We start from the raw sequence: 11,907 nt of genomic DNA on the forward strand, positions 1-11,907 counted from the left end.
CTCCCCAACCTTCCCGGCCTCCCCAACCTCTCCTCCCTCGGCGAAGGGCTCCGCGACCGCATCGCCGGAAAGATCCCCGCCATCCCCGCCCCGCGCGACGGCAAACGGCGCTCCGCCCGCACCCGGGAGCCCGAGCCGCCGCCCACCGCGTCCCCGCCGCACCTCGCGGGCTTCGACGAACTCGGTGACGGCAGCGCCGAGCCCGACTGGTGGCGCGTGCAGGAGGATCCGTACGGGCCGTACGGACCCGGTGAGACGGTGCCCGGCTTCGTCGGCGGCATCGAGATCCCCGAGATCCGGGAGCGCCCGCCGGGCGAGCGTGAGGGGAGCCCGCTGTCCCTGGAGAAGGGCGAGCGGGAGGAGGACGACGACGCGGAGGAAGCGGAGGACGCGGAGGCCGGGGACGACGAGGGGGGCGGCGAGCACGGCGAGGAGGCGGCCGAGGCGCCGCGCGGCGTGCTGCCGCGCGTGCTCGCGCGGTGGCGGAGGTCCGGTGCCGCCCCGGAGCCGTACGCCGAAGAGCCCGAAGCGGTGGAGTACGCGCCGGTCGCGCGGGCCCCGCTCAGCCCGGTCCTGCTGCTGGCCGTGCTCCTGCTGGTGGCGGGCGCGGTGACCGGGGCCTGGCTCGCGCTCGCCGGAGGCTGGGTGATCGCCTACACCTCCCGGCGGCTGCCCCGCCGCGAGGCGAAGTTCGCGGCGCTGGGGGTGCCGGGAGTGATCGTCGCCGGGGTGGTGGTGTGGCTGTGGGGCCGGGTCGACGGGCGGTGGGGCGAACCGATCGCCGAGGGGCAGCTGGGGCAGGAGCTGACCGGGGTGCTGCCGGTGGTGGTCCGCGTCGCGGCCGTCGCCTCGGCCCTGTTCCTGGTGTGGCGGATGCGGCGGCAGCCGCGCTGAGCCGCCGCGGGGCTGCGTACGGCTGTACGCGGCCCCGCCCACCCTTTCACCGATTCTCCCGACTTCCCCGGTTTCCCCGGCTTCCCCAACTCCCCTAGCTCTCCAGCTTCCCCTGCAACTCCTCAAGGATCTTGTCCGCCGCCGTATAACCGATCCCCTGGATCCACAGTTCGTCATCGACACGGAAGGCCCGGCCGTTCTTGACCGCCTTCATGTTCTTCCACAGTGCCCCGCCGGTGACCTGCGTCTCCTTGGACTTCTCCGGGCTGCCGTAGGCCGTGTAGAAGAGCGCGTCCGCGTCCGCCTCGCTCATCTGCTCCGCGCTGACCTCGATCATCAGGCCGTCCCGTGCGTCCTGCACCACGCTGGTCGGTCCGGTGCCGACGTCGTTCAGGATCGTGCCGATATAGCTGCGGCAGCCGTAGACGCGGGTGTCGGCGCCCTCGACGAAGCGGACGACGTTCGTCGTGGTGCGCTTCGCCGCCGCGGCCCCGCCGAGCGCCGCGGTGACCCGCTTGGCGTGCGCTTCGTACGCGGCGACCGCCTGGCGCGCCTGCGGGATCCTGCCGAGCGCGTCGGCGTGGGTGGCGAAGTTCTGCTTCCACGGGTAGCCGGTGGTCTCCGTCATGACTGTGGGCGCGATGGCCTTCAGCTGCTCGTAGCGCTTGCCGTCGCGCACCTTGCTGGTCAGGATCAGGTCCGGCTTCAGCGCGGCGACCGCCTCCAGGTTCGGGGCGCCGATCTTGCCCACGTCCTCGATGCCCGCGACCTTGTCCTTGGGCAGATAGTCGAGGAACCCGCCCGCGACGTCGGAGCGGGTGGCGCCGACCGGCGTGACGCCGAGCGTGATCGCGGAGTCCAGCTCCGCGGTGTCCAGGACGACCACCCGCCGCGGCCGGTTCGGCACCGCCACCTCGCCCTGCGCCGTACGCACCCGGTGCGTGCCCGTGCCCGCCACCGGCTTCGCCCAGGTCGTGGCGGGCTGCGCCGGGCAGTCGGCGGGCTTGGCCGAGGCACCGGAACCGCCCGTTCCGGACGAGCCGCCGGCGCCGCCCGAACCGCACGCGGCCAGCGTCAGGGAAGCGGCCAGCGCGGTGGTCACGGCGAGGGCGGCTCGACGGCGCCCGGCCCACGGAACCGTACGGGTGGCTGTGGAGGCTACGGGGACTGCGGAGAGCGGCATGACGGACCCTTTCGGCAGGGGCGGCCGTACGAGGCGGCGCTACGCCGACTCGGGTACGACCGTGGCCCCTCCACCCGGAGCCTGCCAAGGCCGCCCCGGAACCACCAGGGGTGAGCCCGTCACCGGATCGGGCACAACCACCGACTCCAGCCCGAACACCTCCCGCACCAGCCCGGCCGTCACGACCGCCGACGGGTGCCCCTGGGCGACGATACGCCCCCGTTTCATCGCCACCAGGTGGTCGGCGTAGCGGGCGGCCTGGTTGAGGTCGTGCAGGACGGCGACGACGGTGCGCCCCCGGTCGTGGTTGAGCTGCCGGATCAGGTCCAGCACCTCGACCTGGTGCGCGATGTCCAGGTACGTCGTCGGCTCGTCCAGGAGCAGCAGATCGGTCTCCTGGGCGAGCGCCATCGCGATCCACACGCGCTGCCGCTGCCCGCCGGACAGCTCGTCCACCGGCCGGTCCGCCAGCTGCGCGACGTCCGTACGGGCCATGGCCTCGGCGACGGCCCGCTCGTCCGCCTCCGACCACTGCTGCCACCAGTGCTGGTGCGGCTGGCGGCCGCGCGAGACCAGGTCGGCGACGGTGATCGCCTCGGGTGCCACCGGCGTCTGCGGCAGCAGTCCCACCGCCTGGGCGATCTTCTTGGTGGGGATGCGGGCCAGCTCCGTACCGTCCAGCAGTACGGCGCCGCGGCGCGGCTTGAGCAGCCGGCCGAGCGCCCGCAGCAGCGTGGACTTGCCGCAGGCGTTGGGGCCGACGACGACCGTGACCGCGCCGTGCGGGACGTCGAGGTCGAGCCCGTCGACGACCGTACGGTCCTCGTAGGCCAGCGTCAGGTCCCGGGCCGTGAGCCGGCTGCCGGCGGGAGCCGTGTCCTTGCTGCCCTCGGTCACGCTCTGCCTCCCACGGCACGGCTGCGGATGATCAGGTGGATCAGGTACGGGGCGCCGACGGCCGCGGTCAGCACGCCCACCGGCAGCTCGGTCGGCGCGAACAGCTTGCGGGCCAGCAGGTCCCCGAGCACGACCACGACCGCGCCCAGCAGCGCCGAGCACAGCAGCGGGATCTGCGCGGTACGGGTCAGCCGGCGGGCGGTCTGCGGGGCGAGCAGCGCCACGAAGTCGACCGGCCCGGCCGCGCCGGTGGCCATCGAGGCCAGCACCACGCCGAGCGCGACCAGGCCGAGCCGGGTGCGGTTCAGCCGTACGCCGAGCGCGGTCGCCGTGGCGTCGTCCAGCGAGACGGTGCGCTGGGCGCGGGCCGCCCACAGGACGGCGGGCAGCAGCACCAGCAGCGCCCGGCCCAGCGGTTCGGCCTCGGCCCAGCCGCGCCCGTTGAGCGAGCCGGTCATCCACACCTGCGCCTGCTGGGCGACGAGGTAGTCGCCCTTGGTCAGGAACAGCTGGGTGACCGAGCGCAGCGCGACGGCGAAGCCGATGCCGATCAGCACGAAGCGGGTGGCGTGCAGGCCGCCGCGCCAGGCGAAGACGTAGCCGAGGGCGGCGGCGAGCACACCACCCGCGACGGACAGGTACGGCAGGACGGCGTACGAGGTCACGCCGAACGTCATCGCGCCCACCGTCAGCGCGCTCGCGCCCTGCGTGACGCCGATGACGTCCGGGCTGGCCAGCGGGTTGCGGGCGACAGTCTGGATCAGCGCGCCCGCGATCCCGAAGGCCGCGCCGACCAGCAGCCCGACCGCCATCCGCGGCAGCCGCAGCGTCCCGACGACCAGCTCCGCCGAGGAGGGCAGCCCGAAGACGGCCTTCAGCGCCTCGCCGGGCGCCACGAAGGACTCGCCGACGCACAGGTACGCCAGGCAGACGGCCGCGAGCAGCACGGCGAGCACGGCGGCGACGGCCACCGCCCGCCGGTGCACGAGGAAGGAGGCGCGCCCGGCGCGCACGAGGGCGTACCCGGCGGGCCGCGTACGGCCCGGGCGTATCGGGGTGCCGGGGCCCGTGGCCGGTGCCGTCACGCGGGCACCGCCTTCCGTCGCACCAGCACCACCAGGAACGGCACCCCGATCAGCGCCGTCATCACCCCGGCCGGCACCTCGGACGGCGGGAACAGCACGCGTCCGACGGTGTCCGAGACCAGCACCACGACCGGGCCGAGGAGTGCCGCCATCGGCAGCAGCCAGCGGTGGTCGCCGCCCACGGCCGCGCGGGCGAGGTGCGGTACGGCGAGTCCGACGAAGGCGATCGGCCCGGCCGCCGCGACGCCCGCGCCGGTCAGTACGGTGGCCCCGAGCCCGGCCACGACGCGTACGGCCGCGACGTTCTGCCCGAGTCCCCTGGCCACGTCCTCGCCGAGCGCCAGCGCGTCCAGACCGCGTGCGACGGCCAGCACCAGCACCGCGCCCACCAGCAGGAACGGCCAGATCTGCGCGACGACCGCACTGTCCCGGCCGGTCAGCGAGCCGACCTGCCAGAACCGGAACTCGTCGAGCGCCGCCGCCTTCGTCGTCAGCACCGCCATGGTGACGGCGACGAGCAGCGCGTTGATCGCGGCCCCGGACAGCGCCAGCTTCACCGGCGTCGCGCCCCCGCGTCCCCGGGAGGCGATCGCGTACACGGCCACCGCCGCGGCCCCGGCGCCCGCGAAGGCGAACCACACGTAACCGCCGAGGGTGTGCACCCCCAGGAAGGACAGCGCGAGGACCACGCCCACCGAGGCGCCCTGGCTGATGCCGAGGACTCCCGGGTCGGCGATGGGGTTACGGGTGATGCCCTGCATGGCGGTGCCCGCCAGGGCGAGCGCGGCGCCGACCATCAGGCCGATCAGCGTGCGCGGCAGCCGCAGGAAGCGCACCACCTGCGCGGCGTCGCCGTCCCCGCCGTACAGCAGCGCGTCGAGCACCTCGGACGGCGCGAACTGGCGGCTGCCCAGAGCGAGCGAGAGCAGCACCGCCAGCAGCAGTACGAGCACTGCCCCGGCGGTCCAGCCGACGCGGCGTCTCACCAGGGAGGCTCTGGGGGTGCTGGCCCGGACGACTGGCATCGGTTCCGTTTCGCGGTGGCGCCGGCGCGGGAGGCCGGCAGGTTAGGGGAGGCTTAGTGTACGGCCCGGCCCGCCGCGGTCATCGGCCACAATGGCCACCATGGCTTCGCACACCCCGGTTCCCGACCCCACCGTCGCCACCGCCTCGCGGTCGCTCACGGTCGGCTTCGACCTGGACATGACGCTGATCGACTCCCGCCCCGGCATCAAGGCGGCGTACCAGGCGCTGTCCGCCGCGACCGGGACGTACATCGACGCGGACCTGGCGATCACCCGGCTCGGGCCGCCGCTGGAGCAGGAGATCCGCCAGTGGTTCCCCGAGGAGCGGGTCGCCGAGGTCAGCGACCTGTACCGGTCGCTGTACCCGACGCACGCGATCACCGGGACGCTACCGATGCCGGGCGCCCGCGAGGCGGTGGCCGCCGTTCAGCGCCACGGCGGACGGGCGATCGTCGTCACCGCGAAGTACGAGCCCAACGCCAAGCTGCACCTGGAGCACCTGGACATCGCGGCGGACGCCGTCATCGGCTCGCTGTGGGCGGAGGCCAAGGCCGAGGCGCTGCGCGCGCACGGCGCGTCCGTCTACGTCGGCGACCACACCGGTGACGTACGCGGTGCGCACACCGCCGACGCGCTGTCCGTCGCGGTGGCCACCGGGCCGTGCGCCCCGGACGAGCTGCGCGCGGCCGGCGCCCACGTACTCCTCGACGACCTGACCGGCTTCCCGGCCTGGCTGGAGGGGTACGTGGCCGGGCGGAACGCTTGAGTCCGTTACGTCGTGGAGGAGCGCGCCTGCCGTCGCTGGGCCGCGACGGAACGGAGCACTCCGGCCGCGGCGACGACGAAGCCGACGCCCATCAGCATGCAGACCCAGTAGAAGACGGACGGCAGCGGATCGGCCCCGATGAACAGCGGCGTGACGGTGGCGAGTGTGGCCACCGCGCCAATCAGGAAAACAATCGCGCCGATCCGCACCAGCAGATCCCCGGCCTGGGGAGTTTCGTCAGACACACGACCAGGGTAAGTCCGGGCCAGAAGCGCGGGGGAACCACCCGGCGACGTCTTGTCACCGGGCACCGGACCATTAGCCTTGGGGGGTGGCGGGTCAGGTGGCCCGCTGCACTGCTATCCAGAGCTGTTTTCCCGCGCAGAACGCAGAAAACGCAGTAACCAGACCCCAGTGGTTTCCCGACGAGTACGAGGACGAGGACAGACGTGCCTACCGGCAAGGTCAAGTGGTTCAACAGCGAGAAGGGCTTCGGCTTCCTCTCCCGCGACGACGGCGGTGACGTCTTCGTGCACTCGTCGGTGCTGCCCGACGGCGTGGACGCACTCAAGCCGGGCCAGCGCGTCGAATTCGGCGTGGTGGCCGGCCAGCGCGGCGACCAGGCGCTTTCGGTGACGATCCTCGACCCCGCACCGTCGGTGGCGGCGGCCCAGCGCCGCAAGCCGGACGAGCTGGCGTCGATCGTGCAGGACCTCACCACCCTGCTGGAGAACGTGGCCCAGCAGCTGGAGCGCGGCCGCTACCCCGACAAGGCACACGGCGGGAAGATCGCGGGCATGCTGCGCGCGGTCGCCGACCAGCTCGACGTCTGACGGACGCCGAGCCGGGCGGCGTGGTCTCGGCTAGACGAACTGCAGCGCATCGCGGCCGAGGGGCGGTACGAGCCCCTCGGCCGCGGCACGCGTGAGCAGGCCGCGCACGGCCGCGTAGCCGTTCTCGCCGAGGTCGGCGGTGAACTCGTTCACGTACAGGCCGATGTGCTGGTCGGCGACGGCCGGGTCCATCTCCTGCGCGTGCTCCAGCACGTACGCGCGGGGCGCCTCGGTGTCGTCCCAGGCCATCCGTACCGACTCACGGGCCGCCGCGGCCAGCTCGCGCAGCCGCTCGGCGCCCAGCGAGCGCTTGGCGATGATCGCGCCCAGCGGGATCGGCAGCCCGGTGGTGCGCTCCCAGTGCTCGCCCATGTCCGCGAGGCAGCTCAGCCCGTAGTTCTGGTACGTGAAGCGGGCCTCGTGGATGACCAGCCCGGCGTCCACCCGGCCGTCCCGTACCGCCGGCATGATCTCGTCGAACGGCAGCACCTTCACCTCGCCGACGCCGCCCGGCACCTCGTCGGCCGCCCACAGCCGGAACAGCAGGTACGCCGTGGACCGCTCGCTGGGCACCGCCACCGTCCTGCCCGCCAGGTCCTTGGCCTCGCCGGGCTCCTTGGTGAGCACCAGCGGGCCGCAGCCGCGTCCCAGCGCGCCGCCGCAGGGCAGCAGCGCGTACTCCTCCAGCACCCACGGCAGCACCGCGTACGACACCTTCAGGATGTCGCCCTCACCGCGCTCGGCCATGCCGTTGGTGATGTCGATGTCGGCGAAGGTGACGTCCAGCGCGGGCGCGCCCGGGACCTTGCCGTGCGCCCACGCGTGGAAGACGAAGGTGTCGTTCGGGCACGGCGAATAGGCGATCTTGAGCGGGTCGCTCATGGCGTCCTCCAGGAGGTCGGGGTCCCGGCCGCCGTCAGGACGCGGGGGAGCGCGGCGCAGGCGGCGGAGAGCGCGCCGAGCGCGTCCCCGATGCGCCACGCGGCGCGGTCGCGCGGGCCGACGGGGTTGGAGACCGTACGGATTTCGAGCACCGGCAGGCCCTGCGCGGCGGCGGCCTCGGCGACGCCGAAGCCCTCCATCGCCTCGACGAGGGCGCGCGGGTGGCGCGCGGCGAGGCGCGCGGCGTGCTCCGCGCTGCCGGTGACGGTCGAGGCGGTCAGCACCGCGCCGCACGCGGCGCCGGTGGCCTCGGCGAGCGCCCGCACGAGGACCGGCGGCGGGGTGTGCACGACGGTGCCGAAGCCCAGCTCGGTCACCGGGACGAAACCGTCCGGCGTCTCGGCGCCCAGGTCGGCGGCGACGATCTCGTCCGCGACGACGGTGGCGCCCACCGGGGCGCCGGGCGCGAAACCGCCGCCGATGCCGGCGGAGATCACGAGGTCGTAGCGGGTTCCGCCGCACACCGCCGCGGTCAGCGCGGTGGCGGTGCCGGCCGCAGCGGCGGCCGGGCCGACACCGGCGGCGAGCACGTCGATGATCACGGAGGGCCGCCCGTCGGCCCGTACGCGGTGCAGCGCGTAACCGCCCACCGGAAGCGCGATCACTTCGACACCGCCGGTGCCACCGTCACCGGCCGCACCGGATGCCACCGCGTCGCGCTCGGCCGCGACGGCGGTCACGACCAGGACACGCGTCACGGTCACCTCACCACCACCGGCCTCGCGCGTACGTCAGCGGGCTCAGGACTCGGCGCGCTTGAGCTTGACGTTCCACACACCGGTGTACTTGCCGCCCTTGGAGGCGACGACGGACACCACGGTGGAGTCGGCCAGGCTGCGGGTCTGCTGGTTGACGAAGAGCTGGTCGGCGTTGGGCACGACCTGGTACGTCTGCTTGCTCATGTTGGTGATCGGGCTGCTGTTGGACAGCGCGATCCAGCCGTCCTCCGCCACGTCCGGCTCGACACCGAGCCGCAGCTTCTCACCGGGGTGCACGGTGATCGTCTTCTTGGGATCGGTGGTCAGGCACTTGGTGAACTCGGCCTGCGCCTTCTTGTCGGTGGAGGCCAGATCGCCGAGCACCTTGCCGTCGTCGTAGCAGGCGGCCTCGGCGGTCACGGTGTCCTTGCCGGCGGTCACCGTGGCCAGCGGAGTCGGCTTCTCACAGGCGGAGAGGGTGACGAGCCCCAGGGACACGGCACCGAGGGCGGCAGCGGCGCGGCGGCCTGTGCCCCAAGAAGAGAACGCGGTCATGCGGGCAGGCTATCGGTCGGCCCCGCTCACGCCACACGAGGGTGGGGCGCGCCGTGCCGCGCCGCACCCAGCAGGCCCCGTACGGCCAGCACCGCGCCCGCCGCCACCAGCGCCGCGGCCACCGCCAGACCCAGCGTCCCGCTCAGCGGCAGCGCGATCCCGACGGCGCCGCCGACCACCCAGGACAGCTGGAGCGCCGTTTCGGAACGGGCGAACGCCGACGTACGGACCAGCTCCGGCACATCCCGCTGGATGACCGCGTCCAGCGACAGCTTCCCCAGCGCCTGGCACAGGCCCGCCGTCGCCGCCGCGGCCGTCACCACCACGATGGCCAGCACCGCGTAGAAGACCGCCGCGGTGAGCGTGACGGCCAGCGCCAGCCCCAGCACCACCGCGATGATCAGCTCCGGGGCCCGGGACCGCAGCCACGCGCCGACCGCCGTACCCAGCGCGTTGCCCGCGCCCGCCGCCACCGCCACCAGCCCCAGCGAGATCTGCGGCCCCAGCCCGCCCAGCGGGTGTTCGCGCAGCAGGAACGCCAGGAAGAACGTCAGCAGCCCGGACAGCGACCGCAGCGCGCAGTTCGCCTGGAGCCCGTGCAGTACGGACGGGCCCACCGTCCGCAGCCCCGGCCGCCGCCCGCCGGCCGGCGCCTTCCCCGGCCGCTCGCCCGACGCGCCCCCGGCCCGCTCACCTTCCTCCGCGGACGCCAGCCGCGCCCGCCCCTCGCCCTTCGCCGAGTCCACCTTGTGCGGCAGCGAGAACGACAGGAAGGTGCCCGCCACGAACACCGCGAACGCCCCGTACAGGGGCCAGCTCGTCCCCATCAGATGCAGCGCGCCGCCCACCGGCGCCGCGGCCCCCGTCGCCAGCAGCCCGGCGAGCGTCACCCGGGAATTGGCCTTCACCAGGGAGATGCGGGGCGGCAGCAGGCGCGGTACGACGGCGCTCCGCACCACCCCGTACGCCTTCGAGGACACCAATACGCCCAGTGCCGCCGGATACAGCTCCAGACCGCCGCCCGCCACCGCGCCCGCCATGGTCAGCGCGAGCAGCGCGCGGGCCAGCATGGACCCGGCCATCGCGGCCCGGCGGCCGTGCGGCACCCGGTCCAGCAGCGGCCCCACGACCGGCGCCAGCAGCGCGAACGGCGCCATCGTGACGGCCAGGTACAGCGCCACCCGGCCGCGCGCCTGGTCCGTCGGCACCGCGAAGAACACCGTCGAGGCCAGCGCGATGGTGATCAGCATGTCGCCGGCCGAGTTCACCGCGTGCAGCTCGATCAGCTTGCCGAGGCCCGACTCGCCCGCCCCGTGCGCGTGAGTGGCGCGCCGTATGCCGCGCCCGGCCGCCGCGAACGGGCGGCGCAGCGTCCGGCCCACCGCGCGGCACGCCCGGCCGGCGGGCCCGCCGGGTCGCGTGGACGCCGTGGAGACCCGCGCCCCCTTCGGGGCACGCGGTCCGGCGGAAATCCGCGAAGCCTTGGCGATCCGCGGGGCCCGGGTGAATTTCGCGGTCCCCGAACCGGGGGCCCGCGAGGCCCGTGACCTCCGCGGCAGCCTCGTCCTCCTCGACGCCCGTCCGGCAGCCACGCAGCAATAGTGCCCTCAACTCGCCCGGGTCATGGCTCTTTCCGCGGCCTGTTGCGCGGCGCCGCACGGCCGGTGGCCGCTGCCGGTGACATTTGCCGCTCCCGCCGAGGGGCCGCACACCGTTGAAGGGGTAGCGTGTGTAGCGCGCCACCGGCGGTCGTTCTTGGCCGCGCGCCTTGCCGCGATCCCGCAGAATGGTTCGTAAGAGGTGCGCTCGACCGAGATGACCGGGCGCGGACGTCGACGCGGTCCCCAGGTCCGCTCCGCCCGCCCCGGCACGCCGGTCGTCCGGACAGGACAGGACAGCTCCGGCTGGCGCACTCGTGAGACGGCGTGGAAGAGAGAATCGATTCTTGTGAGTGCTGCGATGCGAAGCCGTACCCCTGACCGCCTGTGCGCCGAGGCGATCGACCTTGCCCGCGCGGCGGCCGAGGAGGCCGCGGCGCCGGGCACGGTCGGCGAGCACGTCGACGCCGTCGCCGACGGGGACCGTGTCGTCACGCACCTGTTCGAATGCAAGGAGCCCGGCTACCGGGGCTGGCGCTGGGCCGTGACCGTCGCCCGCGCGTCCCGCGCCAAACACGTCACCCTCGACGAGTCCGTCCTGCTGCCCGGCCCCGACGCGCTGCTCGCGCCCGAGTGGGTGCCCTGGAGCGAGCGGCTGCGGCCCGGGGACATGGGTCCCGGGGACCTGCTGCCGACGGAGGCGGAGGATCTGCGGCTGGAGCCGGGCATCTCCGACGGAGCGGAGGGGGTGGCCGCGGACAGCACGCCGGTCGCTCCGGGCGTCGCCGAGCTGGCGGACGCCGAGGACGCGGACGTCGAGCCCGGCTCGCCCGCGGTCCAGCCCGACACGACCGCTCGCGGCAGCATCGCCGCGACCGCCGATGAGCTGGGCATGGGGCGTCCCCGGGTCCTCTCCCGCTACGGCCTGCACATCGCGGCCGACCGCTGGGAAGAGGCCTACGGCCCGAAGACCGCCATGGCCCAGGCAGCCCCCGCCAACTGCGTCTCCTGCGGCTTCCTGGTCCCGCTGGCCGGCTCCCTGCGGCAGGCCTTCGGCATCTGCGCCAACGAGTTCGGCCCTGCGGATGGACACGTTGTGTCCCTCGGTTACGGGTGTGGTGGCCACTCCGAGGCCGCCGTGATGCCGAAGCCTCCGCGGCCGGCGCCGCCGGTCATCGACGAAACCGTGGTCGATCCGCTGCCGTTGCGGCCGGATCCGGCCGGTGGGTCTGTGGAGGCGGCGGGGCCGGGTGAGGAGTTCGGTCACAGTTAGCCGCGCGGCGGGGTGGGGGGTCTGGACCGCGCTTCGCGCGGATGCGCATTGCCTGGTCTGTGGGGCGGGGGCGCGCAGGGGGCCAACTCCTCGGCACCGTGCACGGCGTCCAAGGGTTGATAGTGAACCGAGGGCACCCGGCTGCCTGCGGGGATGGC

At 74.1% G+C, this 11,907-nt stretch carries 13 protein-coding genes; 4 read left to right on the forward strand and 9 right to left on the reverse strand.

Annotated elements, in window-relative coordinates:
- On the forward strand, positions 1-894 hold an 894-nt coding region (locus IH45_RS0141065), incomplete at its 5' end, for a hypothetical protein (protein ID WP_107058816.1).
- Between the two features lie 94 nt (positions 895-988).
- Here IH45_RS0141065 and IH45_RS0141070 read toward each other — a convergent pair.
- Genes IH45_RS0141070 through IH45_RS0141085 form a run of 4 tightly spaced genes read right to left on the reverse strand, consistent with a single transcriptional unit; the run spans position 989 to position 5,084 of the window.
- Complete coding sequence (locus IH45_RS0141070; RefSeq protein ID WP_032919432.1) at positions 989-2,077, reverse strand: ABC transporter substrate-binding protein; 1,089 nt, start codon at positions 2,075-2,077, stop codon at positions 989-991.
- Between the two features lie 39 nt (positions 2,078-2,116).
- Complete coding sequence (locus IH45_RS0141075; RefSeq protein ID WP_030681652.1) at positions 2,117-2,974, reverse strand: ABC transporter ATP-binding protein; 858 nt, start codon at positions 2,972-2,974, stop codon at positions 2,117-2,119.
- Complete coding sequence (locus IH45_RS0141080) at positions 2,971-4,059, reverse strand: FecCD family ABC transporter permease (protein ID WP_050515552.1); 1,089 nt, start codon at positions 4,057-4,059, stop codon at positions 2,971-2,973. The genes IH45_RS0141075 and IH45_RS0141080 overlap by 4 nt, the downstream gene beginning before the upstream one ends.
- Entirely contained in the window at positions 4,056-5,084 is a 1,029-nt protein-coding gene (locus IH45_RS0141085; RefSeq protein WP_030681657.1) for a FecCD family ABC transporter permease, read from the reverse strand. The genes IH45_RS0141080 and IH45_RS0141085 overlap by 4 nt, the downstream gene beginning before the upstream one ends.
- 91 nt (positions 5,085-5,175) lie before the next feature.
- Between IH45_RS0141085 and IH45_RS0141090 the strand changes: the two genes are divergently transcribed.
- Entirely contained in the window at positions 5,176-5,850 is a 675-nt protein-coding gene (locus tag IH45_RS0141090; RefSeq protein WP_030681660.1) for an HAD family hydrolase, read from the forward strand.
- A gap of 5 nt (positions 5,851-5,855) precedes the next feature.
- Here IH45_RS0141090 and IH45_RS0141095 read toward each other — a convergent pair whose 3' ends face one another.
- Positions 5,856-6,095 carry a hypothetical protein gene (locus tag IH45_RS0141095; protein ID WP_030681663.1) on the reverse strand — a complete coding sequence of 80 codons (240 nt, stop codon included), beginning with the start codon at positions 6,093-6,095 and terminating at the stop codon, positions 5,856-5,858.
- A 204-nt stretch (positions 6,096-6,299) separates the two neighbouring features.
- On the opposite strand from IH45_RS0141095, the gene IH45_RS1000000150915 reads away from it, so the two are divergent.
- Positions 6,300-6,683 (forward strand): cold-shock protein, encoded by a 384-nt coding sequence (locus IH45_RS1000000150915; RefSeq protein ID WP_030604011.1) that lies wholly within the window; start codon positions 6,300-6,302, stop codon positions 6,681-6,683.
- A gap of 30 nt (positions 6,684-6,713) precedes the next feature.
- Here IH45_RS1000000150915 and IH45_RS0141105 read toward each other — a convergent pair whose 3' ends face one another.
- From IH45_RS0141105 to IH45_RS0141120, 4 genes are read right to left on the reverse strand one after another with little or no spacing between them, the layout of a single operon-like run.
- Positions 6,714-7,565 (reverse strand): 1,4-dihydroxy-6-naphthoate synthase, encoded by an 852-nt coding sequence (locus IH45_RS0141105; protein WP_030681665.1) that lies wholly within the window; start codon positions 7,563-7,565, stop codon positions 6,714-6,716.
- Positions 7,562-8,329, reverse strand: coding sequence for a futalosine hydrolase (locus IH45_RS0141110; protein WP_030681668.1), 768 nt, complete (start codon positions 8,327-8,329; stop codon positions 7,562-7,564). The genes IH45_RS0141105 and IH45_RS0141110 overlap by 4 nt, the downstream gene beginning before the upstream one ends.
- 36 nt (positions 8,330-8,365) lie before the next feature.
- Positions 8,366-8,878, reverse strand: coding sequence for an RING finger protein (locus IH45_RS0141115; RefSeq protein ID WP_030681671.1), 513 nt, complete (start codon positions 8,876-8,878; stop codon positions 8,366-8,368).
- A 26-nt stretch (positions 8,879-8,904) separates the two neighbouring features.
- The gene (locus IH45_RS0141120; protein WP_234440879.1) at positions 8,905-10,260 is read right to left on the reverse strand and encodes an MFS transporter; all 1,356 of its coding nucleotides are present in this window, start codon (positions 10,258-10,260) and stop codon (positions 8,905-8,907) included.
- 577 nt (positions 10,261-10,837) lie between these two features.
- Between IH45_RS0141120 and IH45_RS0141125 the strand changes: the two genes are divergently transcribed.
- A complete protein-coding gene (locus IH45_RS0141125) occupies positions 10,838-11,749 on the forward strand; it encodes a DUF3027 domain-containing protein (RefSeq protein WP_030681674.1) in 912 nt (303 codons plus the stop codon).
- Positions 11,750-11,907: the final 158 nt, after the last annotated feature.

It is taken from the genome of Streptomyces rimosus subsp. rimosus (assembly GCF_000720725.1).
Taxonomy (GTDB): Bacteria; Actinomycetota; Actinomycetes; order Streptomycetales; family Streptomycetaceae; genus Streptomyces; species Streptomyces rimosus_A.